Raw genomic sequence first — 22377 nt, 5'->3', positions numbered from 1 at the left:
TCAGAAATGATTTTTGAGTAATAAAAATAACAGAATTAAACCGTTTATCCTTTGTAGAAGGTATAAACGGTTTTTATTCTGCACTTTTAATAGTTAATGTTCATTTGGATCATTTTCTGCATCCTTATGGGTAGGATGAACGGTTCCTTCTAGGTGATCAGGACCAGCATAAATGGTATAAAGTTTAAGGGACTCGTCTCCAGTATTTTCAATATTGTGCCACATGTCAGCCGGTACAAAAACAGCGTCATCGTCAGAGACAGGTTTTTCAACATTCAAATTGTCTTCAGTAGGGCCCATTTTGCACAGTCCAGTGCCCTTTTCAATACGAATAAATTGATCGATTCCGTGATGCACTTCCAACCCGATATCATCACCTGGTTCTATAGACATTACAGTTACCTGCAACTTTTCACCAGTCCAAATGGTTGTACGATAATTCGAATTTTTAGTTGTGGCATCTTCAATATTAATTACGTAAGGTTCTTTTCCATGGTCTTTATAGTCAATAATCATAATTCCGCCTCCAGTTTATATTTTTTATTACATTGTAATTATTATAAACTGAGTATATCACCAAGTGGATTTTTAAGCAACGCCTTTATAGCAAATATTTTTAAAATATAGTAGTTTAAATTTGAGATAAAAAAGTTCTGTTTAAAAAATAAAAAAGCTCTTTCCTCTAATTTTAGAGAAAAGAGACCTTGTCAGGGTGAAGTTAAAGTAACTCATTAAGGAATTAGATTTTATTTTTTTCAAAGTAGTTGTTCAAATCTTTCTCTGCAGCATTGAATAGAACTGAATTAGGATTCAAATAAAGTCCCTTATTGTTAAAATAAACAGAATCATCAAGTAAGAATTCCGGCAGTAACCTTGGTTCACCGTTGGATTCAATTTTATACTTGAAAAACAAATCAGCCATAGCATTTAGTTGAAATGTTCCGTAATCCGATTGATGATCAGGAAATTTCATATTTTTTATTTTTGACATAAATTGGGTCCTCCTTTTTATACTTTACCCATTATTCATTTTTGAGAGCGTGATAATTGATCGTATCATAATATCAATTATATATGGTAAAATAACTTAAATGAACAGTTCTTTAGTCTATGCATTATGAAATTCTCTATTCAATATACTGAGCGAAGGAGGGCACTTATGGAAATGATCTATCTTTTACAAGAAGTATTAGAAATCAGATGGCCAATCTTGCTATTTGAACTTATCTTTTTATTTGGGGGTATCATGCTTGTAGTGACTGGAACAAAAGTCAGAAAGCAAAGCAAATCTACAGCGCTAATGAGTATAATTTTAGGCGTAATCATTATATTGATATCGTTATATTTATTATTGTGGGCTGTTATGTTTGGATATAATGCCTAGTTAGTTAATAAAAATCATTCTTTGAATAGCTTTCGTCAAATCAAATGATTGGTTTTTACTTTGATAGATTAGTTTCTGTTGGTACATATTATAGATGGAGTATTTGAAAATTACTTGCGCTTTTTAATTATAATATACTTCATCCAGAAAAAGGCCTTGAGCAGGTACGGTCATCCCGGCTTCGCTTCTAATGCCACTCTCAAATATAGTGTCAATTACTTCCAAATCTGTAATTCCTGAACCGATTTCTAGGAGTGTTCCCATAAGAATTCTAACCATTTTGTATAGAAAGCCTTCCCCTATAAACGTAAAGTGCAGTAAATTGTCTGCTCTCTGGATAGAAATTTCATCAATAGTTCGAACAGTTGATTTTTTGGATTTTTTAAGAGCAGAGAAACCGATGAAGTCGTGTCTTCCTATTAATTTTTCACAGGCTTTATTCATTTTGTCCAAATCCAATTGTTCAGAGTAATGGAAGCTGTAATTGCGCTCAAAAGCAGAAGGAACAACGTTATTCCAGACGTAATAGCTATATTTTTTCCCGACGGCATGATACCTGGCATGGAACCTTTCTGGAACTTCTTCCAATTCTTTGACGATGATATCTTGAGGAAGATATCGAATCAGATACTCCTGCATTGTAGGGAGATCCATATCGATTGATGTCTTGAAATTAGCTACCTGTCCTTTGGCGTGAGTACCTGCATCTGTGCGACCTGAACCTACAATTTCAATTTCGGAACTGGTCATTTTGGTTAGAATATTTTCTATTTTTCCTTGAATGGTCTTGTCCGAATCACCGAGTCTTTGCCAACCTAAGTATCTACCACCATCATACTCAATTGTCATCTTGATATTTTTCATTTTATACCTCGCAATCATCTTAATTTTAAGTTTTGTTCTTCAAAATAATCGGTTAAATCCTTTTGAGCTGTTTTGAATAAAATAGAGTTAGGATCTAATTGGATCCCATTGTTATTTATATAAACAGAATCATCCATTAATAATTCAGGTAATAGTTTCGGCTCTCCATTAAACTGTATTTTATATTTGAAAAATAAATCACCCATTGCATCTAATTGAAATGTTCCGTAGTCGTCTTCCGTCTTGGGAATTTTCATATTTTTTAACCTTACCATGGCTTAATCCACCTTTCTCATGTAAAAAGTTTGAACGATTCACTTACGAGAATGATCACTTTTATTATATCAGTATATTGGCTGGATACCACTAAAGTAATAATCGAATTCTTTCTTATATATGCAGTAAAGTACTAATTGTGCCATTTTCTAACATGATATATAGTCCAAGTCCTATGAATACGACCGGAACAATAATTCGTTCATATTTTTCAATCGTTTCAGATACAAAAGAGATTTCTGCTAATTTGTAACTAACCTGGCAAAGAAGAAAGGTTGAAATGAAGAATACAATCAGTATCACTATAATTTCTGAAAAGGATAGAGAAGTAAAGTAAGGAATATAAATTCCTAAATTATCACCGCCAGAAGCAATGGTTAGTAGAGTCACAACCCAAAATAAGCGTGTAGATCCGCGTTTTTCCAGTTTCTCGACCACTTTCCCCTCTTCTTCTTCGCTTTCTTTCAGCAAGGCGATACGAACCCCTAAGAAAATTGGAATCAATCCAAGCAGTCCGATCAACCAGTCTTGAGGAATGAAATTTAATATATAAGCTGCGAATAAGCTCGCAACTACTAAGATACCAGTCCCAATATATTGACCACCATAAATTTGAAAAAGCCCTTTTCTAGTATAGCTTTGAGAAAAAATAATCATTAAGATAAACAAATAATCAATGCTGGTAGATATATAAACAGCAATTGCTGATAAAATCGTTTGTGTCATAGAGGTTTCCTCCATATCAAGTAATAGAATAATCTTATATATTTTAGATTAACCTTTTTAACAAGCTATGGGAAGACATTAGTATATAAAGTACCTATTTTAAATAAAATAGTAAACCAAATATATGTTTCTATAAATGAAGGTTTTTGTTAAAATGAAAACAATTATAGAGTAGAGATTGGAGACTGGACATGCGGATTTTACATACAGCAGACTGGCATATTGGGAAAATTGTTAATGAATTTTCTATGTTGGAAGATCAAGAATATTATTTAAATCAGTTAGTTGATAAAGTAAAAGAATTGAATATTGATGTATTGATTATGGCAGGAGATTTATATGATCGGGCAATTCCACCAAAAGAAGCTGTGACACTGGCAAATAAAATCATTACCAGATTAATCAAAGAAGCAGGGATTCCAGTGTTAGCGATAGCCGGTAATCATGATAGTAACGAACGGCTAGAATACGCTGCAGAATTGCTCGAAACAAGCAATTTATTTATTGAGGGAATGGTTAAAAAAATAACGAGAAAAGTAACAATCAATGGTGTGAATTTCTATTTGCTTCCATTTAGTGATCATATTACTGTCAGACAGTTGTTGGAACAAGACGATATCAAAGATTTGGAAGATGCTACTAAAGCCCAAATAGAATTAATGAAAGCAAGTATGAACTTAGAAGAAACAAACATTCTGATTGCACATGGATATATTGTGAATCAGACAAAAGAGTCAGTAGAAGATTCTGATTCAGAAAGACCCTTAAGTATTGGTACGGCAGAATTTGTGGATGCTAGCCTCTTTGAAGACTTTGATTATGTTGCGCTAGGACATTTGCATAAAGCCCAGAAAGTGAAATGGGAAAAAATCAGATATAGTGGATCGCCATTGAAATACTCAAAATCTGAAGTTCCTCATAAGAAGAAAAGCTGGGTCGTTGAAATCGAGAAAGATAAATTGGAAGTAGAGCCGATTCAAATCGAACCATTGCGAGATATGCAGGTACTGCGCGGAACTTTTGAAGAATTAATGAAAAGTGAATCTAATCATTATACTTTTTTTGAGCTTGAAGATAAAGATTACGTAATGGATGCGATGAATCAGTTGAGAAGACGTTATCCTTTTGCGATGGGATTAGAATATATTGGTCGTGAAAGAAACGCTTCAAAGACAGCGAAACAGACACAAGAAACACTTCAGAAAAAGTCTATGGTAGAGCTATTTGAAGATTTTTATGCGACATATAAGCTAGATACGATGGATAAAAATCAAAAGTCTGCTGTAGAACAAGTGATGAATGAAGTTCAGAAAGGAGAAAGCTGATGCGCCCATTAAAATTAGTCATGAATGCTTTTGGTCCTTATAAAGGCAAAGTTGAAATAGATTTTACTCAGTTAGCTCAGTCTTCTCTTTTTCTGGTAAGTGGACCGACTGGAGCAGGGAAGACGACGATTTTTGATGCTATTGCCTATGCTTTGTTTGATTCCGCAAGTGGAGACTCGCGCCAGAAAGATACTTTTAAGTCACAGTTTGCTAAGGATACTGACCTTTGCTACGTTGAACTTGAATTTGAATTAGGAGAAAAGCGTTACTTTATCCGCCGTGAACCAACACAAACTGGTCCAGGTACCCGTTCGAAAACAAAACAGATTCAATCGAATGTGGAATTTCATAAAGACGGAAAAGTCACGACTAAAGTAAAAGAAGCCAATGATGAGATTCAAGAAATATTAGGACTGACGTATGATCAGTTCAGACAAATTGTCATGCTGCCGCAAGGATCGTTCAAAAAGATGCTTGAGTCAAACAGTGGCGACAAAGAAATTATTTTCAGAAATATTTTTCAGACTAAACAGATCGAGCAGTTTCAAGAAAAACTAAAAAATAAAGCGAAGGTTCTGGAAGATCAGCGTAAAAGTCATGCCCAAGCCATAAAACAAGTTTTTTCAAGTATAGCGATTGAAGATAATGAAGTTCTGGACAAAGCGATCGAGCAGCATGATGTAGAAAAGACAGTAGCCATTCTGGAAGAAAGTATCGATAAAGAAGAAAAAGAATTGGCGGCTGCAAAAGAAAAAATTTCTCACTATCAAAACGAACTGAAATTATATGATCAAGTCATCGGCTGGTTGGAACAGCAAGAAAAATATATAAATGAGAAAAATGAATTGAATGCCAGAGAAGACACCATCAAACAAAAAGAATCAGCTGTACAAAAGCATACTGAAGCTATAAAAATAGTTGAATCTAAAAATTTGGTAGATGAAACAGAATATCAAATCCATAAACAAAGAGCTCAGCTTGAAGAATTAAGAGAAACACAAGCCGAGTTAATCGAAAAAGAAAAAACCGAATCAGCAAAACTGGAAGCTGTAAAAGAAGATCTTAATCATTTAGCGCTTGTTCGAGCAGAAATTACGAAACTAAATGATGAATGGAAAGTCTTTGATCAAGTAGAAGAAAAAGAACAATTGATCAAACAACAAGAAAAAACAATTCAAGAGAAACAGGAAACATGCGAAAATTTAAACGAAGTGTTAGTGGAAGTCGGAAAAGAAACTGAAAAAATAGAGACAGACTTAAAGCTGATTGCGGACTTAAAGAGTAAACTGGAAGACCTGAAAGCAACCACTGCAACCTCTAAAGAAACGCTTCAACGAGTAAGTAACCGTAATGAAGAATTAAATAGGATTTGTACTCTTCAAAAAGAAGAGGCTGAATTTAAAAAAACTTATATCGAAGTAAAATCAGCAAAAGAAAAAGCTTATCATGAACTCATCAAAGGAAAAGCGGCTTACTACTCTAACTTAGCGAGTGTTCTAGCTAAAGAACTAGTTGAGGGTGAACCTTGTGCTGTGTGTGGGTCTGTCCATCATCCAGCTAAAGCAACAGGAGATAAAGAAAGTCTGACAAAAGAAGAACTGGAAGTATTGGAGCAAGCAGAAACTGAAACAAATACTCGATTTACACAAATCTCAGCGAAACTGGAAAATCTTACAATAGATATCCAATCTCGTTCTGCTCGTTTAGAAATCGCTCCTTCAGAAACAGATGCAGCATTCAATAAAGGGATAACAGAAGAGCAAGAACTCCAAAACCAGTTACAGGTGTTTAAGAAAGAACTTGAAACCGGAGAAAAGCAAGTAAGTGAAGAAGCAGATCTGAAGCAAAAACTGGAAGAGTTGCGCAAAGAAGAAAGTCGTATGAGGACAGATTTCCAAAAATGTGAGTCTACTATCGATTTCGCCACAGAAAGAAAACAAGAATTAATAGAAGAACAAGTCAAACTAAAAGGACAAATGGATGCTGAATCTAAACAGGCTATACAGCAAGCTATAAAAGAAAAAGAGCAGTATATACAAACAACGGAGAACACTCATAGAACTCTTCAAAACAGTATGAGTATATTGAAAAGCGAATTAGCTTCAACTAGAACAGCCATTGAGTTGACTGAATCTCAACTGGTAGAAACGACAGCGAAAAAAGAACAGCTGATAAAAAAATTCGAGCAGTTAAAAGAAACGAGTCAACTGGGGGAAGCATTTGCAGAATATGTACTGGAAGAAGTAGAAAAAGAAACATTCATCAAAGAGATAGAAGAATATAGAACAGCTGTGCTGGTCAATCAGGATAGAATAAAACAAATAGAGGAAAACCTGAAAACAGTTGATTCAATCAAAGAAAAATCAGTATATGAAGTAGAAATAGTTCAAATCAAGACCCAAGCGAGTGAGTTGGAAACACAAAGGGATAAGCTGCTAACCTCGTCCTCACAGAACAAACGAGCTGCAGAAGCAATTCAGGATTATCAGAAACAAAGCAGTCAAGTGGAGAAAGAATATCAACTATACGGAGCACTTTCTACTCTGGCCAATGGATCTAAGGAAACAGATTATATCTCATTTGAACGGTATGTTTTAGGTATCTACTTTGAAGAAATTCTGATGGCGGCCAATCAAAGATTCAGTCAGATGACCAATCACCGCTATGAGCTGCAGCGCCAACTAGAGAAAGGAAAAGGTTCTGGAAAACAAGGATTGGATATGGAAGTATTTGATCATTACACAGGAAAAACGAGAAGTGTGCATACGCTATCTGGAGGCGAAACCTTTAAAGCTTCACTAGCATTAGCGTTAGGACTAAGTGATGTGATCCAAAACCAGAATGGCGGCGTTAGCGTGGATACCCTATTTGTGGACGAAGGATTTGGGACGTTAGATTCTGATTCATTGGATATGGCGGTTCAGACCTTACTTGATCTGCATCAAAAAGGTCGATTAGTTGGCATTATTTCTCATGTAGACGAGTTAAAGACACGTATCCCCGCACATATCATTGTAGAAAAGACAGCGACAGGAAGTACGGCATATATTCAGAAATAACTTAGAGAAAACAAAGTGATTTCCTTTAACTATCTAATGTAGGAGCGTTATAATAAAAAAGTAGAGATTTAAAAAGTTTATTATACGAAAGGAAGGGTTTAATTGAATAAAGAACAATTGAAACGAATGGGTTCTGGAGAAGGGTTTATTGCGGCGCTGGATCAAAGTGGTGGAAGTACGCCAAAAGCGTTAGAAGCTTATGGTGTGCCAGAAACATCTTACTCCACAGACGATGAGATGTTTACACTAGTTCATGAAATGAGAACGCGGGTCATAAAAAGTCCTTCGTTCACTTCCGAATATATTTTAGGTGCAATTCTTTTTGAGAACACAATGGATCGCTTGATTGATGACAAATATACTGCAGATTTCTTGTGGGAAGAAAAAGGAATCATTCCTTTCCTTAAAGTTGATAAAGGATTAGCAGAAGAGGCAGAAGGTGTTCAAATCATGAAATCAATGCCTGATTTGGACCAATTGCTTAAAAGAGCAGTTGATCATCATGTTTTTGGAACAAAAATGCGTTCTGTCATCAAAGAAGCAAATAAAGAAGGCATTAAAAAGGTTGTCGATCAACAGTTTGAAGTTGCTATGCAGATTGTTAAAGCGGGGCTGATGCCAATCATAGAACCTGAAGTAGATGTCTATAGTGAAGATAAAGTGGAATCAGAGGAATTGTTGAAAGCTGAAATCAAATCACACTTAGATCAATTGGATGAAGATACACAAGTGATGTTGAAGTTATCTATCCCAACAAATGTTGGATTATATACTGAATTCAGTGAACATCCTAATGTATTGCGGGTAGTTGCTTTATCAGGCGGATATAGTCGAGAAGAAGCAAACGAAAAACTTTCTAAAAATAAAGGATTGATTGCAAGCTTTTCTCGTGCTTTATCACAAGATTTAAGTGCAGATCAGACAGAAGAAGAGTTCAATAAACATCTATCAGATGCAATTAAATCAATTTACGAAGCATCTATAGCACCAAAATAGTATAATTTCCAAAGGGGGGCAGCGAATCGTTGCTCCCTTTTTATTATGTTTTATAGTATATTTTATACATAAGTAAATATTTTTATTGTTCAGGAATTTATGTAGAAAGAATTTGAATATTCATTTATCGTTTTCTACTAGTAAAAGGAAGTATAGAATACTAAAAAAATATAACGAATTTAAGCAAATAAGTCTCATTGCTATTAGAGAAGAGGAGCAGTCTTGTGGATAAACGGTATGTATTTAAAGGCCTTACGCTACTGGTATGGTTTGCTTTAATCCTTTATGCCTATTTTTATGAGGGAAGATTTTTACAACCAGTAACGATCAGTTCGATTTTTGTCCTTATACTTTTAGGGATAAAAATTAATGAAGAGAGACAAATTTCAAAGTCAGCTAATATAACACGGTCAAGATTAGAAAAAACGATAGACTGGTTATGGCTTGCTTCAATAATATTCGTCTCCCTTGATATTGTAATCGCATCTGTCTTATCAATATTTTTTTAAATAAAGGGTTATTTAACTGAAAGGCCTTGAAAGAGCCCCTCTTTTTCAAACTGAGTGAGCATCTTAAAAATGCCTGCATTATTGTGGTCGTCTGCATGGAAGTTTGCTTTTTGTTTAGCTGAAGGTAATGCATTTTTCATAGCTATTGAATATTTTCTGTCTTTAAACATCGAAATATCATTTTCACTATCACCAAAAACCAGTAATTCTTCGTTACCAATATTATATTTTTTTTGAAAGAGATTTAAGGCGTTGCCTTTTGTTATATATTTATTTGTAAGTTCCATTTTTCTTTCATCAGAAAAAACGGTCTCGTAGTCTATAAGAAAAGAATGACCTGCTATAGTATCTTTTAAAAATTTCATGTAGTGAGGATCTTGAACAATAGAAATTTTATTACAGAAACTAGGAGAGTCATTCAGGTTCCGAATCATATATTGATTAGGATAGCCATCTCGGGTATCGCATAACCACCCATACATTCCCCCCATCCATGGATAATCCTCTGGCAGTTTCATTTCTCCGCGAATATTTTTTTTGAGCTTATAAATGTTTTCAGGTAAATACGTATATATGGTATCATCTTGGCTGTATTGAATCTCTACGTTAAATAGAGAAAAGAATTCATTTATTTTTTTAATCTGATTTGATTCTAAAATTCCAAGTCTGTTTCGTTTCTTCGAACCTACATCATAAATTGAAGTGCCATTTACATCAATAATCATTCCATCATAAATATTCATATCTAAACTAAGTGCATGAGGTAGTAGTCGTATATAGCTTCTGCCGCTAGCAAGTATAAGTCTGATTCCCTTTTTTTGCAGTTCTTTTAATTTGTTTAAAGTTTGTAGATCTATATTATTATCTGAGTTGAGCAGTGTGCCATCCATATCACATACGATTGCCTTAATAACCATAAAATCATCCTCCAGTTTTTGTCACATTTAATGCATTTCTTATCTTATCAAGAGACTTCTTGTTTTCAGCTTCATTATGGTACATAACATTAACATATAAAATATCTATCAAAGTCAAATAGAGAATTCGAGAAGTTAAGGTTTCAGATCGAAAAGTGGATTCTTCAGAATAAATAACAAAAGATATATCAGAAATCTTTACTAATTTAGAATTTGGATTTCCAGTAAGCGATATAATCTTTACGCCATTTTCCTTTAAAATTTTTGCAACTTCAATTGTTTCGTTTGTTTTCCCAGAATGTGAAAAAAGAAATACACAATCTTTTTGAGTAAGCTTAGTGGCATAACTAAGTTGCATATGGTAATCAAAAATATAATTGCATTGAAAGTTTGTACGTAAAAACTTGTGATAACTATCAAAAGCAACGACTGAAGAAGCACCTTGCCCAAAAAAGTGAATAGTTTCTGAGGAATTAATAATTTCCAACGCATCTAATAGTTCTTTTTCTGTGAGAGAATTAATTAGATTTTCTAAAGATTCTTGACTAGAGTTGACGACTTTTTGAGCCATAACTAGAGCGCTATCATTTTTGCTGATATCTGTAAAAGCAGTCAATTCACCCTCGTGTGGAATATTTTCTCTGAAGTTTGAAGCAACAGAAATTTTGAAATTCTGAAATTCTGAAATCCTTCGAATCCAATCTTTTTAACAAATTTAAATATTGTTGCTTCTGATACGCCTATTTCTTCTGAAAGGCTACTCAATGTTTTATTAACCACATCTCCTCCTAATTTAAGAAGATGGTCGGCTATTAAATTTTCAGTATCATTAAAATGTTTTCTTCTTGGAAACAAAAGTTTTTGCAAATAATTGTGTGACATGATTTGGGCCTCCATTAATAGAATAAGTTTGTTAATTAATATATATCATAAGGAAAGTATACTATAAAACACAAATAAAAAATATTTTTTATTTGTAAGTGTTTACAATAAATAATATTTTATGTATGATGTATTTATATTAAATAAAGGAGGAGCCGAATTGGAAATAGGCATTATAGGATTAGGTAAGATGGGCATGAACCTTTTGTTGAATTTAAAGGAGAGTGATGTAGATAGCGTTGGTTATGATTTGTCGGATGAAGTAAAAGAAATAGGCAGAAAACAAGGATTACATATAGTTGATTCATTAGAAGAACTATTTGAATCTCTTGAAAAAAGAAAAATAATTTTATTAAGTACTCCAGCGGGGAAAGTAACGAATCAGCTAGTAAACGATTTAAGTAATCTGTTAAGTCCTGAAGATATCTTGATTGATAGTGGAAACTCAAACTATAAAGATAGTATGAATAATTATAGTATCGCTAAAGAAAAAGGTATAAGGTTTTTAGATTGCGGAACTTCCGGAGGGATGGAAGGAGCTCGTTATGGAGCATGTCTAATGATTGGAGGGGATAAAGAAGTATTTGATGAAGTGGAATCATTATTTGAGAAAATTTCATGTGAAAAAGGATATTTATATACTGGTAAAGCTGGGAGCGGCCATTATTTGAAAATGGTCCATAATGGAGTTGAATATGGAATGATGCAATCTATTGGAGAAGGATTCGATATTTTAGAAGCGAGTGAGTTTGAATTCAATCATAAAGAAGTGGCCTCTGTTTGGAATCATGGTTCTGTTATCCGTTCTTGGTTAATTGAATTGATAGAAGAAAGTTTTTCTGAAGATCCAAAACTGAATAAGATAAAAGGAATCGTCGATGCTAGTGGAGAAGGTAAATGGACAATTGAAGAAGCATTACGCTTAGGGATTCCAGTTCCTGCGATTTCTAATGCTTTATTTGCTAGGAATTCAACAAAAATTAATGATAGTTTTTCAGCAAAAGTAGTAGCAAGTATGCGAAATGGTTTTGGTGGACACAAGGTCGTTGAAAAGTAAGGAGGAAAGCAAATGGGTAATAAAATAGCTATCGTAAATTCCAGTAGCTTTGGAAGGGTTTTTCCTGATCATCTTAAGAGATTGGAAAAATTAGGAGAAGTCAAACGGTTTGAGTTTGAGAGCGATATTAAAGGTAAGGACCTTGCTGAAGAATTAAAAGGATATAACATAATCATAGCTAGTGTAACGCCTTTCTTCACTAATGATTTTTTTGAAAATAAAGATGATTTGAATTTAATAACCAGACATGGGATAGGGTTTAACAACATAGATTTAGAAGCAGCTAAAAGGCACAATACTATAGTTAGCATTGTTCCCCCTTTAATAGAGAGAGATGCAGTTGCTGAGAATAATATTACAAACCTATTAGCGGTAATGCGCCGCACAACAGAATCTTATAAAAATGTTTTAGAAGATAAGTGGGAAAACCGGGCGGAATTTACTGGAAGAGGATTGAGTGATAAAACGGTCGGGGTAATTGGAATAGGGAATATTGGTAGTAGAGTTGCAGAAATTCTTCATTATGGCTATAGATGTGAGGTATTAGGATACGATCCATATAAAACAGACTTAGAATTAAAGAGATTTGGAGCAAACAAAGTTGATTTAGATAGACTACTTAAAGAATCAGATGTTATTTGCTTATGTGCTAGTTTAAATAAAGATAATTTTCATATGATATCTACTGAAGAATTAAACAAAATGAAAAATAATGTCTTTATTTCAAATACTGCCAGAGGAGCATTAATTAATGAACAGGCCTTAGTAGAAGCAATACGATCTAAAAAAATAGCAGGGTTTGCAACAGATGTATTAGAGGTTGAACCGGGAAGATCTAACCATGATTACTTAAAATTTGAAAACGTTATCGTCACTCCGCATACTTCCGCTTATACATTGGAGTGTCTCGAAGGTATGGGAACGAAGTGTGTGAATGATTGTGAGGATATCTTGAACAATCAATTACCTTATTGTGCTGTACAGAAAGAGAATGGCATATTGAATGGAGTAATGTGATATGAGTATAGATTTGAGTGTGAAAGTTGGGCCTCAATTTTATAGATATAATGAAGATGCTTTTGAATTTATTCCAAATATTTTAAATGAATATAAACCCAGACGAATACTCATTATTCACGGGACTATTTCGTGGACAAAAGCTCACCCCTTTTTAAAAAAAGTTTTTCCTGATCAGTATGAATTGTACTATCAAGAATATAGTGGGGAATGTAGTTACTCAGAAGGTGAACGATTAGCGAATATAATTAATTCAAAAAATATTGATTTTGTAATAGGAGTAGGCGGAGGCAAATTGGCTGATTTAACTTTATATACCTGTCATTTAGCTAATGTGCCTTTTGGGGTTATTCCTACGCTTGCTAGCAATTGTGCATCTTGGACACCGTTATCTGTTATGTATAAAGAAAATGGACTAGCAGAAGGTAAAACTGAACATGTAAGTAGACAAGCAGTTTTTTTACTGATTAATCCCAAGCTAGTTATTGATGCACCTGTCAATTATTTTATAGCTGGAATTGCAGATACCCTTGCTAAATGGTATGAATCGGATATGATTTTAGAACAACAAAAATTTATTGAGGAACCTTTTGCAGATATGGCTAGGTATGCTGCTTTAATGTGTAGAAATAAAATATTATCAGAAGCAAATACAGCTGTTTTAGATATGAAAAATGGAGTAGCATCAAAAGCATTTTTACATGTATCCGAAATCGTGATAGGAATTGCTGGACTGGTAGGAGGGTTAGGAGGTAAATATGCAAGAAACACTGTAGCACATTCCATGCACGACGCATTATCAGCTACTTTACCTGAATTACATGATTTCTTACATGGAGAAAAAGTAGGATATGGTATCTTGTTTCAGTTGGCGCTTGAAGGAAAATGGGAAGTGATTGATGAGTTGATACCCTTTTATACCAGCTTAGATTTGCCAAAGAGTTTAACTGAAATGAAGGTTTACCCTCTATCAAAAGAAAAACAAAAAGAAATTATTTACTTAATTAATAATAAGAAAAAGGTACATTTACTTCCAATGGAAGTAAATGAAGAAAAATTAAGCAAGGCATTGAACGAACTAGAAAATTATATTAACAAGTGAGGAGATAAACAATTATGGAAACGCTAACAGTTTGGCAAAGCTTAATAATTGCTCTATGGGTAGGAGCTGTAATGTCTCGTTCCTTTTTAGGTGGAGCGACATTAATGCTGCGATTTTCTCCATTAATGACGGGTTTAGTTGTGGGTATCGTAATGGGAAATGTGGCGGATGCTATGATAGTTACTGCAGCTATTCAATTAATTTATATGGGAGTATTTTCTCCAGGTGGTACCATGCCTTCAGAGCCATCAATTGCAGCGGCCATTGCAGTACCAGTAGCATTACTCGGAAATTTACAGCCTGAAGCAGCTATTGCTATTGCAGTACCGGTAGGGTTGTTGGGAACCTACTTATATCAGTTTAGATTTTTTATCAATACATTCCTTGGAAAAAGAACAGACAGAGCAGTTGCACAGCTAGATCATTCAGGAATAACGAGAAGCGTTATAATTTATCCGACGATTGCATCACTTTTGTTATTTGTTCCTTTAGTTTTTATCGCACTATTTTGGGGAGCCCCAGTTATTGCTGACGTCATAGCCGCTTTAGAAGGAACAGTTATATTACACATTCTAGAAGTTGTTGGCGGAGGACTAGCTGCCATTGGTATTGCAACAACTATATATGTCATTGGGCGTAAAGAGTACATTGTTTTCTTTTTAGCTGCTTATTTTATGAGTGTTATTTTTCAAGATTTAGGCGTTACAATGGTTACTTATGCAATTATCGGAACATTAATAGCCGCTATATTTGTTTTAGCTAAAAGCAATACAAGTGCAGCTACTACCACAAATACCCCTGTGACAAATGAATTTGATGACGACGAAGATGACGATGACTTTTAATATTATCTAAGAGAGGATGGAAAAAATGGATAATAATCAAACTACATTATCAAACCCTACAAACAATCCCGAAGAAATTACGCATAAAGATGTATCAAAAGCCTATTTACGCTGGCATTTCGCTAATGAAATCCCGCATTCTTTCGAAAGATATTTGGCACCATCGCTATTATGGGCAATGATGCCTGTATTAAGAAAACTATATAAAGATGACGATAAATTGAGAGATGCTTATGAAAGACAATTACTCTTCTTTAATACTCAGTTAACTTGGGGCGGAGGCATTATTACTGGATTGATGTCTTCGATGGAGCAGGAACGTGCAAAACAAGAAAATGAGCATAAAGAAATTACGATGACAGATGACTTGATGTATAACACTAAAGCTGGGTTGATGGGGGCTTTAGCAGGTATAGGAGATTCGATTGATTCGGGGACAATTCAGTATATTTTTATTGCTATTGCCATTCCGTGGGCACAAAATGGGAATCCCCTTGGTTCATTATTCCCCTTTATTGGATTTGCATTGTATCAAGTTCTGATTGGGTTATTTTTTGCACGACAAGGCTTCTCAACAGGTAGAAATGCTACTAGTTTGATGGAAAGCGCTGGAGTTCAGAATGCTATCGAATTATTATCTATTCTCGGATTATTTATGATGGGGATACTTGCTGGAAACTATGTACAAGTCTCCTCTTCCTTATCATTTGAAATTTCTGGCAGGCCATTTGTTTTACAAGAAACGTTAGATTCTATAGTACCAGGATTGTTACCGCTGGTTGTAGTCTTGGGTGTTTATTATTATTACAGTAAAAAAGGATTGAAGGTTACTCGTGCGTTACTATGGCTAACAGGAATTTTGATTGTACTGGCTGCAGTCGGTATTTTGTAAAAAGTAACTATATTATGAAAGAGGATGGGAGAGAATTATGGGAGAAGTAAATTTAGCAAGAGTAGATGAACGTTTGATTCATGGACAGGTGATGGTGACACTTTCAAAAAGGAACAATGTAAATTCAATATTTGTAGTAGATGATGTTGTCGCAAAAGATAAATTTATGAAAAGCCTATACAAAAGTGCTGGAAGTCGAACGGGACAAAAAACAGTGGTAATGACTTTAGAAAAATGTAAATATTACTGGGATGAATTCGAGTTTAAAGAATATAGTAGTATTTTAATAGCTAAAACAGTAAACACAATGTATGAACTAGTTAAATACGGAATTCCGATGAAAGAAATAAATATCGGTGGAATTGCACAAAAGAACCCTGAAAAAGATATTTTAGTAACTAAATCTGTTTATTTAAATAAAGAAGACGCATTAAAACTAAAGGAATTGAATGAAGAGTATGGAGTTGAAAATATTTATTTTCAAGCAACGCCTTCTTCTCCAAAAACTAGTTTAAAAGATGTATTAGCAAAATTTGGTATATAAAGATGTAAAAAAGGGTGATTGTATATGGAGAGTGAAGAGCTACAGAAAGATTGGTTTATCAGATACAACTATATATTAGGTACAAGACAAACGGACAAACAAAAAGGGAAATTTATAGATAGTATATTGTTTGACTTAGAAAAGTTAGGCAAAAAAGCGTATGTACATCCATTTGGACAAAATAATTATGGGAAGAATATATATGTTGGGAATATAAAAAAATCAAAAAAAATCATTTGCACCTATTATGATACGCCCATATCACAACACAAATCCTATCATTTAAATGAATATAAGTTGAATAAAAAAAATACAGTGAAATCAATAGCGATTCAATCGATTATTTTTTTAGGAATTGGTCTATTATTTACGCTTTTTGTGGGAATATCAATTTATCAAGTCTATAACTTTGTATCATTACCTTCTATACTCACTACTTTATTTTACGCTTTTTACTTTATTATTTTAAAAAAAATATCAACAGGTTGGCCGGAAAAAAATAATTCAGTTAGAAATACCTCGTCACTGCTGTTATTACTTCAGTTTATGAATCAGTACCATACTAAAGAAACGGCTTTCGCTCTATTAGATTCAGGCACATATAATCAAGCAGGATTAGATGAATTAATTCAAAACTGCCAAGGAGAGATCTATTTATTAGACAGTGTAGGAGCAGACCAACCAATGTATCAGATCAGTAAGAATAAACAATTATTTGTTTTAGATAGCCCTATTATTCAAGTTGAGAAAAAGATTACTGATTTTAAAAATGTACTGATTTTAACCAGTATGAAAAAAAATGATCAATCTTTTCAGTTAGAAAGAGATAGTCTAAAACAGAAAGAAATAAATGAAGCGAATATGAATATGACATTTGATTTTTTAGAAAAAATAATAAGGAGGTAATTATTTATGATTGGAATAGTTGTGGCTGCGCATGGAAAAATGAGTAAGGGAATAATAGATGCTGCAGAACTGATAATAGGGGGTACTGATGATATAGTACCTATCAGTCTAGAACAACAAGATGATGTTTCGTTACTACAAGAAAAGATAATTAAAGGAATTAACAAGGTAAATAAAGATGAAGGTGTGATTATTTTTACTGACTTATTTGGAGCGAGTCCGTATAATCAATCTACACTTGCAATTCGCTCTTTACCAATAGAAATTCAAAATAAAATCACGATTATAACGGGTGTTAATTTACCAATGTTGCTGGAAGCCATTAATCAGAAAATGATTGATTCCTCAATTGAAAGTGCTATAACTGCAATATTAGATACTAGTAAACAAAGTACTATAGAATGGTCTTTGAAAGATGAAGATGATTTGGAAGTAGATGAAGAAGACGAGTTCTAACTGATAATGAAATATAATGAAGTACAGTGATTCCAAAGCAGATGGGTCGCTGTACTTTTTTGCATAGTGTTAAATACGAAAAATAATGAATTGAAACATACATGAATTACTGTGCAATATACATAATACCCATAAAGGAACTTGATTAACAATTGGATCCATTTATGGTAAGTTTTAATCATTATGATGAAAACGCAAAATCGTATTAAAAATCAAAGTACTAGGTTAAATTGCTTAATACATTCTCAGTAGCTTATGGATGGGATTGTTGCTAGAAGCAATATAGGCGAATCCGGTATTCAGCACAGGTTTCTATAATATAACATAAGAATTAGGATAAATTTTTGAGAGGAATAAGGTAATGAAAAATAAAAAGTTCGCTTTATGGCAGGCTCTTGTACTATTTACATCATGGATCCTCATCAGAATGATTGTTGCTCAGTTGACGGGGGATTTTGAAATAATGAAATTTCTGCTACAAATCATTACGACCTGGATTGCTACAATTGGAACATTTTATTTTTTCAGTAACAAGACCTTTAGACCACTGAATCATGATGCAACAGTAGGTATGATCATTGTGACTGGATTTTTGATAATGTTTCTGCAGATTTTTCTAGTCGTTCTATATCTATTTATTTTTTGATTGGATATTGTATAAAATTTCAATATATTTCAAAGTTAAATTAATTGGATATTGACTATGTTGTTTATTAAGTCTAGAATAATTAATAAATTATAAGAAGTGATGTGAATTGAATGGTTGAAAAATATACAGAAAAAATTCAAAATATAATTAAAGATTTACGACCAGAACTACAAGAATTAAGTGAATACATATATGAACATCCAGAGTTGGGTCATGAAGAATTCCTTTCATCAAAAGCCCATGTAGAACTTCTGAAAAATCATGGATTTGAAGTCGAATACCCTTATTTAGGAGTAGAGACAGCCTTTAGAGCTATCTATAAAGGAGAAAAAGAAGGACTGGCCATTGCATATCTTTCTGAATACGATGCGCTTCCTGGCATTGGTCATGGATGCGGGCACAACTTATTAGGATCTACTGATACGGGAGCGGGAATTGCTTTATCTAAATTAGTGGATGAAATTGGCGGAACAGTTGTTGTTTTAGGGACGCCTGCTGAAGAAACCAATGGAGATAAAGTAACAATGGCAGCAGCAGATACATTTGATGATATTGACGTGGCATTCTGTACACATCCTTCAGACGGATACTATACTAGTGGGACATCTATGGCAATGGAAGCCATCGAATTTCGTTTTTATGGAAAAACCGCTCATGCAGCAGCAGCGCCTTTTGAAGGCCTCAATGCATTGGATGCTTGTTTGAATATGTTTAATAATATCAACTCATTTAGACAACAGATGCACCCCTCAGCACGTGTTCATGGTGTAATTAAAGATGGAGGAGAAGCAGCGAACATCATTCCTGAATATACTAGGGCAGAGTTTTATGTCCGGGCAATGGATATGCCCTATTTGAATGAATTAAGAGAGAAAGTTATTAAGTGTGCAGAAGCTGGTGCAATGGCTGCAGGCTGTACAATGGAGTGGGACTATTATGAAGCGAGTTATCAGAACCTAGTCACGAATGAGTCGCTTTCTAAGCGGTATAATCAGAATATGAAACTGTTAGGAGTCAAAATGCAAGAAGAAGAACGGGACTCAATGGGCTCTATGGATATGGGAAATGTAAGCCAAGTCGTTCCGGCTATTAACCCGTATTTTGAAATTACAAATGGAAAAACTGTATCAGCCCATACTATAGAATTTAGAGAATGCACAAGAACTGAAGAAGCGTATAAAGGTATGGAAAACACCATCGCGGCTTTTACGCAAACAGCTATTGATTTAATTACTGATTCAACTTTATTGGAATCTGTAAAAGAAGAGTTTAATAACAGTATTTGAGGTGATTATTTATTGGAACTTAGGAAACTAGAAAAAACAGAGGAAGCTAACTATATTGAGTATATAAAAAGCTGGAAAACTGAAAAAATCGTTCCCACATCTTCTGATAATAAAGGAAAAGCATTTAATGACTTTTTGGAAAAGTTGAAATCCGATGAAATAGAAAACAACGGAAGAGTTCCTTCCGAAACCTATTTTCTATTTATGAAAAATGGAGAAATAGCTGGTGCAATCAATTGTCGATATGCCCTAAATGAACATCTGAGAGAAATCGGTGGGCATATCGGATACGGTGTATCTCCTAATTACAGAAATCAAGGTATAGCAACCACAATGTTAAGATTAGTATTGGATAGTTACCGAGAAAAAAACTTTGATAGAGTAATGCTTACGGCCGACGATGAGAACCAAGGAAGTGTCAAAACGATTCTTTCATGTGGTGGAAAACTTTATGAAACAGGAAAAAAAGAACAGAAATCTTATGGAAAATATTGGATTGAACTTTAATAATTTGCTAAGCAGAAAATTTATAGGTGAACCATTAAAAAAGATTACAGAGAAATTTCCTTATAAGGAAACTTTCTGTAATCTTTTTTAGTTTATTAGTCTTTAATACTTGCGCGACTTAGGTCAAACTCGACACCAACTGAGTTGAAGATAATTCCTTCAACAGCGGGGTTACGTAGTTGTGTTTCAGCTTCTTGATACAAAGGAACAAAGGCAAAGTCATCTGTCAAAATTTGATGAGCTTGTTGAAGATCTTCCCAACGTTTATCCTCATCATTAGCATCTGTTGTTTTTGCTTTATCAATCAAAGCATCAAACTCTGAGTTTGCATATCTACCTCTATTATACGGAGAATCACTATACTTTAGATCCATAAAGTTAATTGCATCAGAGAAATCAGCTCCCCAGCCAGTTAACAGAAGATCGAAATCTCCATTATCTGATATTTCAAGGCGATTTTTCTTTGGTACATTTCGTAATTCAACAGAAACACCTGATAAATTATTTTGGATTTGACCTTGAATATATTGGCTTAGTTTCTTGCTTTTTTCATCATCGTCTCCTAGGAAAGAAAGCGAAATGCTGTCAGCACCTAGTTCTGATTTTGCTTCTTCCCATAACTCCTTAGCGCGTTCAGGATCATAGGATAGGAAAGATCCTGCTTCTTCAGAAAAGTCTTCACCAGTAGATGGATTTGTTACAAAGTCAGCTGGTAAGAATCCGCCGATTTCAGTTGAGCCATCACCCAATAAAGTATTAACTAAATCATCTGTATTGATTACTAATCCTATTGCTTCTCTTAGTTTATCGTTTTGAAGATATTCATTGTCCCAGTTAAATTCTAGATAAGAAGTTCTAGCTTTCTTTTGAACTACAACATTTTCATCATCAGCATACTGTTGTACAATATCACCTGTCAGTTGAGCATTATCAACTTCACCGGCTTCAAATAAATTCACAGCCGTACTGGTTTCTTTAAGAACTTGAACATTAATAGCGTCTAACATGATTTCATCAGCTGCATAGTAATCTTCATTTTTTTCTAAGTCCCAAGTTAATCCAGTTCCATCCCAATTTTCTAATGTAAATGGTCCGTTTGCTAGCACAGTATCGCTTGAGGTTCCGTATCTATCACCTTGTTCTTCCACATAAGCTTGGTTTTGAGGGAAGAAAGCGGTAAAGGCTAATAGATATTTAAAGTAAGGAGTAGGCTGTGTCAATTTAAAAGTAATTTCCTGATCGCCATTGGCTGTAACTCCTAATTCACTAATCTCTTTTTCTCCAGCCATAATTTCTGGTGCGTTCTCAATCGTTTCTGCTAGATAACTATATGATGCCCCAGTATCAGGATTGACTAATTTCTGCATTGCGAATACAAAGTCGTTTGCAGTAACCGGGTCGCCATTTGACCATACAGCATCATCACGCAGCGTGTATGTATAAGTGAGTCCATCCTCTGAAACAGTTCCTTCGTCAGCTGCGATAGCTGGGACTGGTTCTCCTTCTTCATCAATTTTTAATAAGCCTTCGACTACTTGTCCTAAGTAGTTTGAGCTGTTAATGTCGGTAATCATAACCGTGTCCATTGTAGACAATTCCGTGGGAGCAGTATAGTGGACAACCTGTTCCGAAGACGCATCATCCTCTGAGTTACTACTTGATGAATTGGCAGATTCATCATTTCCTCCACACGCGGTTAATAAAAATACAGCGCTCATTGAAACTAATGATTTATAACGTACCCTCATTTTTAACACTCCTTATTCTAATATGTTTAATTATATTTTAATATAATACCTCTTTTATCTATTTAAGTCCAGTGTCTTTGTGAAATATTTTTTATTTTATCTCGTTTGTCAAATTAAGCTAGACGGTTTCCAATCTGATACATGCTCATGAAAAACTTCCATAGGGGTTCTATAATCTAAAGACTTTCTAGGAATCGTATTTCTGTAGTTTGAAACAGAAGAAATAAAGGATTGATCGGTTTTATTAAAGTCCATCTGTTTTGGCAGTCCGTCACGTCGAAGCAATCCGTTAGAGTGTTCATTCAGCCCACGCTGAGACGGACAACCAGGATCTGCAAAGAAAATAGAAATATCATGGTGGTTACTAACTGATTTCCAATTAGAGAACTCTTTTCCACAATCAAAAGTGATTGATTTAAAAGAATGGGAA

26 protein-coding genes are annotated in these 22377 nt (G+C 34.2%); 16 read left to right on the top strand and 10 right to left on the bottom strand.

From position 1 onward, the window contains the following. Nucleotides 1–93: 93 nt before the first annotated feature. Nucleotides 94–516: a cupin domain-containing protein gene (locus BLT22_RS06355; protein WP_091761743.1), complete on the bottom strand. Its 423-nt coding sequence runs from the start codon at nucleotides 514–516 to the stop codon at nucleotides 94–96. A 223-nt stretch (nucleotides 517–739) separates the two neighbouring features. Next, nucleotides 740–991, bottom strand: a complete 252-nt coding sequence (locus BLT22_RS06350) for a hypothetical protein (RefSeq protein WP_087060248.1) — start codon at nucleotides 989–991, stop codon at nucleotides 740–742. A gap of 168 nt (nucleotides 992–1159) precedes the next feature. Between BLT22_RS06350 and BLT22_RS06345 the strand changes: the two genes are divergently transcribed. Continuing rightward, entirely contained in the window at nucleotides 1160–1384 is a 225-nt protein-coding gene (locus BLT22_RS06345) for a hypothetical protein (RefSeq protein ID WP_087060246.1), read from the top strand. A 123-nt stretch (nucleotides 1385–1507) separates the two neighbouring features. Here BLT22_RS06345 and truA read toward each other — a convergent pair whose 3' ends face one another. The 3 genes from truA to BLT22_RS06330 all read right to left on the bottom strand — a co-directional run bounded on the left by truA (nucleotide 1508) and on the right by BLT22_RS06330 (nucleotide 3250). After that, on the bottom strand, nucleotides 1508–2248 hold the full coding sequence (gene truA / locus BLT22_RS06340) for a tRNA pseudouridine(38-40) synthase TruA (protein ID WP_091761741.1): 741 nt from the start codon (nucleotides 2246–2248) through the stop codon (nucleotides 1508–1510). Nucleotides 2249–2262: 14 nt separating this feature from the next. Next, on the bottom strand, nucleotides 2263–2523 hold the full coding sequence (locus BLT22_RS06335; RefSeq protein WP_091761739.1) for a hypothetical protein: 261 nt from the start codon (nucleotides 2521–2523) through the stop codon (nucleotides 2263–2265). 115 nt (nucleotides 2524–2638) lie between these two features. Further along, nucleotides 2639–3250 (bottom strand): CadD family cadmium resistance transporter, encoded by a 612-nt coding sequence (locus tag BLT22_RS06330; RefSeq protein WP_091761738.1) that lies wholly within the window; start codon nucleotides 3248–3250, stop codon nucleotides 2639–2641. A 191-nt stretch (nucleotides 3251–3441) separates the two neighbouring features. On the opposite strand from BLT22_RS06330, the gene BLT22_RS06325 reads away from it, so the two are divergent. From BLT22_RS06325 to BLT22_RS06310, 4 genes are all read left to right on the top strand, one after another. Next, nucleotides 3442–4575 (top strand): exonuclease SbcCD subunit D, encoded by a 1134-nt coding sequence (locus BLT22_RS06325; protein ID WP_091761736.1) that lies wholly within the window; start codon nucleotides 3442–3444, stop codon nucleotides 4573–4575. After that, the gene (locus BLT22_RS06320) at nucleotides 4575–7634 is read left to right on the top strand and encodes an AAA family ATPase (RefSeq protein ID WP_091761734.1); all 3060 of its coding nucleotides are present in this window, start codon (nucleotides 4575–4577) and stop codon (nucleotides 7632–7634) included. The genes BLT22_RS06325 and BLT22_RS06320 overlap by 1 nt, the downstream gene beginning before the upstream one ends. A gap of 102 nt (nucleotides 7635–7736) precedes the next feature. Next, nucleotides 7737–8630: a fructose bisphosphate aldolase gene (locus BLT22_RS06315; protein ID WP_091761733.1), complete on the top strand. Its 894-nt coding sequence runs from the start codon at nucleotides 7737–7739 to the stop codon at nucleotides 8628–8630. 224 nt (nucleotides 8631–8854) lie between these two features. After that, nucleotides 8855–9139: a hypothetical protein gene (locus tag BLT22_RS06310; protein ID WP_091761731.1), complete on the top strand. Its 285-nt coding sequence runs from the start codon at nucleotides 8855–8857 to the stop codon at nucleotides 9137–9139. An 8-nt stretch (nucleotides 9140–9147) separates the two neighbouring features. On the opposite strand, the gene BLT22_RS06305 is transcribed toward BLT22_RS06310, so the two are convergent. The 3 genes from BLT22_RS06305 to BLT22_RS06295 are packed head-to-tail and all read right to left on the bottom strand — an operon-like array spanning nucleotide 9148 to nucleotide 10938. After that, complete coding sequence (locus tag BLT22_RS06305) at nucleotides 9148–10056, bottom strand: HAD family hydrolase (protein ID WP_091761729.1); 909 nt, start codon at nucleotides 10054–10056, stop codon at nucleotides 9148–9150. Nucleotides 10057–10060: 4 nt separating this feature from the next. Beyond that, nucleotides 10061–10672, bottom strand: coding sequence for a MurR/RpiR family transcriptional regulator (locus BLT22_RS06300; protein WP_091761727.1), 612 nt, complete (start codon nucleotides 10670–10672; stop codon nucleotides 10061–10063). Next, entirely contained in the window at nucleotides 10669–10938 is a 270-nt protein-coding gene (locus tag BLT22_RS06295) for a MurR/RpiR family transcriptional regulator (protein WP_176935364.1), read from the bottom strand. Before BLT22_RS06295 ends, BLT22_RS06300 begins: the two co-directional genes overlap by 4 nt. 121 nt (nucleotides 10939–11059) lie before the next feature. Here BLT22_RS06295 and gnd point away from each other — a divergent pair, with 121 nt between their 5' ends. The 11 genes from gnd to BLT22_RS06240 all read left to right on the top strand — a co-directional run bounded on the left by gnd (nucleotide 11060) and on the right by BLT22_RS06240 (nucleotide 20199). Beyond that, entirely contained in the window at nucleotides 11060–11995 is a 936-nt protein-coding gene (gnd, locus tag BLT22_RS06290) for a phosphogluconate dehydrogenase (NAD(+)-dependent, decarboxylating) (RefSeq protein ID WP_176935362.1), read from the top strand. A gap of 12 nt (nucleotides 11996–12007) precedes the next feature. Next, nucleotides 12008–13012 (top strand): D-isomer specific 2-hydroxyacid dehydrogenase family protein, encoded by a 1005-nt coding sequence (locus tag BLT22_RS06285; protein ID WP_091761721.1) that lies wholly within the window; start codon nucleotides 12008–12010, stop codon nucleotides 13010–13012. A 1-nt stretch (nucleotide 13013) separates the two neighbouring features. After that, nucleotides 13014–14114 carry an iron-containing alcohol dehydrogenase family protein gene (locus tag BLT22_RS06280; RefSeq protein ID WP_091761719.1) on the top strand — a complete coding sequence of 367 codons (1101 nt, stop codon included), beginning with the start codon at nucleotides 13014–13016 and terminating at the stop codon, nucleotides 14112–14114. Between the two features lie 14 nt (nucleotides 14115–14128). Beyond that, on the top strand, nucleotides 14129–14959 hold the full coding sequence (locus BLT22_RS06275) for a PTS mannose/fructose/sorbose/N-acetylgalactosamine transporter subunit IIC (protein WP_072693840.1): 831 nt from the start codon (nucleotides 14129–14131) through the stop codon (nucleotides 14957–14959). 25 nt (nucleotides 14960–14984) lie between these two features. Continuing rightward, entirely contained in the window at nucleotides 14985–15851 is an 867-nt protein-coding gene (locus tag BLT22_RS06270) for a PTS system mannose/fructose/sorbose family transporter subunit IID (RefSeq protein WP_091761718.1), read from the top strand. A gap of 37 nt (nucleotides 15852–15888) precedes the next feature. Continuing rightward, nucleotides 15889–16395 (top strand): PTS sugar transporter subunit IIB, encoded by a 507-nt coding sequence (locus tag BLT22_RS06265; protein WP_072693842.1) that lies wholly within the window; start codon nucleotides 15889–15891, stop codon nucleotides 16393–16395. A 24-nt stretch (nucleotides 16396–16419) separates the two neighbouring features. Next, nucleotides 16420–17301: a hypothetical protein gene (locus BLT22_RS06260; protein ID WP_091761716.1), complete on the top strand. Its 882-nt coding sequence runs from the start codon at nucleotides 16420–16422 to the stop codon at nucleotides 17299–17301. 6 nt (nucleotides 17302–17307) lie between these two features. After that, nucleotides 17308–17757, top strand: coding sequence for a PTS sugar transporter subunit IIA (locus tag BLT22_RS06255; RefSeq protein WP_091761714.1), 450 nt, complete (start codon nucleotides 17308–17310; stop codon nucleotides 17755–17757). Nucleotides 17758–18118: 361 nt separating this feature from the next. Then, complete coding sequence (locus BLT22_RS06250; RefSeq protein WP_091761712.1) at nucleotides 18119–18403, top strand: hypothetical protein; 285 nt, start codon at nucleotides 18119–18121, stop codon at nucleotides 18401–18403. A 113-nt stretch (nucleotides 18404–18516) separates the two neighbouring features. Continuing rightward, nucleotides 18517–19692 carry a M20 family metallopeptidase gene (locus BLT22_RS06245; protein WP_091761710.1) on the top strand — a complete coding sequence of 392 codons (1176 nt, stop codon included), beginning with the start codon at nucleotides 18517–18519 and terminating at the stop codon, nucleotides 19690–19692. A 12-nt stretch (nucleotides 19693–19704) separates the two neighbouring features. Continuing rightward, a complete protein-coding gene (locus BLT22_RS06240; RefSeq protein ID WP_091761708.1) occupies nucleotides 19705–20199 on the top strand; it encodes a GNAT family N-acetyltransferase in 495 nt (164 codons plus the stop codon). A gap of 95 nt (nucleotides 20200–20294) precedes the next feature. On the opposite strand, the gene BLT22_RS06235 is transcribed toward BLT22_RS06240, so the two are convergent. Both BLT22_RS06235 and BLT22_RS06230 read right to left on the bottom strand, forming a co-directional pair. Then, nucleotides 20295–21947, bottom strand: a complete 1653-nt coding sequence (locus BLT22_RS06235) for a peptide ABC transporter substrate-binding protein (protein WP_091761706.1) — start codon at nucleotides 21945–21947, stop codon at nucleotides 20295–20297. A 108-nt stretch (nucleotides 21948–22055) separates the two neighbouring features. Continuing rightward, a partial coding sequence (locus tag BLT22_RS06230; protein WP_143020635.1) for an IS30 family transposase occupies nucleotides 22056–22377 on the bottom strand: 322 nt, incomplete at its 5' end.

Source organism: Marinilactibacillus psychrotolerans, from assembly GCF_900101525.1.
Taxonomy (GTDB): domain Bacteria; phylum Bacillota; class Bacilli; order Lactobacillales; family Carnobacteriaceae_A; genus Marinilactibacillus; species Marinilactibacillus psychrotolerans.
The sequence above is the reverse complement of the archived record's forward strand: the minus strand, read 5'-3'. Positions and strand labels throughout refer to the sequence as shown.

What these genes read in the sequence shown, in the direction of transcription:
- BLT22_RS06355 (WP_091761743.1), bottom strand. Translation starts at nt 516, where the DNA reads ATGATTATTGACTATAAAGACCATGGAAAAGAACCTTACGTAATTAAT.
- BLT22_RS06350 (WP_087060248.1), bottom strand. Translation starts at nt 991, where the DNA reads ATGTCAAAAATAAAAAATATGAAATTTCCTGATCATCAATCGGATTAC.
- BLT22_RS06345 (WP_087060246.1), top strand. Translation starts at nt 1,160, where the DNA reads ATGGAAATGATCTATCTTTTACAAGAAGTATTAGAAATCAGATGGCCA.
- truA (WP_091761741.1), bottom strand. Translation starts at nt 2,248, where the DNA reads ATGAAAAATATCAAGATGACAATTGAGTATGATGGTGGTAGATACTTA.
- BLT22_RS06335 (WP_091761739.1), bottom strand. Translation starts at nt 2,523, where the DNA reads ATGGTAAGGTTAAAAAATATGAAAATTCCCAAGACGGAAGACGACTAC.
- BLT22_RS06330 (WP_091761738.1), bottom strand. Translation starts at nt 3,250, where the DNA reads ATGACACAAACGATTTTATCAGCAATTGCTGTTTATATATCTACCAGC.
- BLT22_RS06325 (WP_091761736.1), top strand. Translation starts at nt 3,442, where the DNA reads ATGCGGATTTTACATACAGCAGACTGGCATATTGGGAAAATTGTTAAT.
- BLT22_RS06320 (WP_091761734.1), top strand. Translation starts at nt 4,575, where the DNA reads ATGCGCCCATTAAAATTAGTCATGAATGCTTTTGGTCCTTATAAAGGC.
- BLT22_RS06305 (WP_091761729.1), bottom strand. Translation starts at nt 10,056, where the DNA reads ATGGTTATTAAGGCAATCGTATGTGATATGGATGGCACACTGCTCAAC.
- BLT22_RS06295 (WP_176935364.1), bottom strand. Translation starts at nt 10,938, where the DNA reads ATGTCACACAATTATTTGCAAAAACTTTTGTTTCCAAGAAGAAAACAT.
- gnd (WP_176935362.1), top strand. Translation starts at nt 11,060, where the DNA reads ATGTATGATGTATTTATATTAAATAAAGGAGGAGCCGAATTGGAAATA.
- BLT22_RS06285 (WP_091761721.1), top strand. Translation starts at nt 12,008, where the DNA reads ATGGGTAATAAAATAGCTATCGTAAATTCCAGTAGCTTTGGAAGGGTT.
- BLT22_RS06280 (WP_091761719.1), top strand. Translation starts at nt 13,014, where the DNA reads ATGAGTATAGATTTGAGTGTGAAAGTTGGGCCTCAATTTTATAGATAT.
- BLT22_RS06275 (WP_072693840.1), top strand. Translation starts at nt 14,129, where the DNA reads ATGGAAACGCTAACAGTTTGGCAAAGCTTAATAATTGCTCTATGGGTA.
- BLT22_RS06270 (WP_091761718.1), top strand. Translation starts at nt 14,985, where the DNA reads ATGGATAATAATCAAACTACATTATCAAACCCTACAAACAATCCCGAA.
- BLT22_RS06265 (WP_072693842.1), top strand. Translation starts at nt 15,889, where the DNA reads ATGGGAGAAGTAAATTTAGCAAGAGTAGATGAACGTTTGATTCATGGA.
- BLT22_RS06260 (WP_091761716.1), top strand. Translation starts at nt 16,420, where the DNA reads ATGGAGAGTGAAGAGCTACAGAAAGATTGGTTTATCAGATACAACTAT.
- BLT22_RS06255 (WP_091761714.1), top strand. Translation starts at nt 17,308, where the DNA reads ATGATTGGAATAGTTGTGGCTGCGCATGGAAAAATGAGTAAGGGAATA.
- BLT22_RS06250 (WP_091761712.1), top strand. Translation starts at nt 18,119, where the DNA reads ATGAAAAATAAAAAGTTCGCTTTATGGCAGGCTCTTGTACTATTTACA.
- BLT22_RS06245 (WP_091761710.1), top strand. Translation starts at nt 18,517, where the DNA reads ATGGTTGAAAAATATACAGAAAAAATTCAAAATATAATTAAAGATTTA.
- BLT22_RS06235 (WP_091761706.1), bottom strand. Translation starts at nt 21,947, where the DNA reads ATGAGGGTACGTTATAAATCATTAGTTTCAATGAGCGCTGTATTTTTA.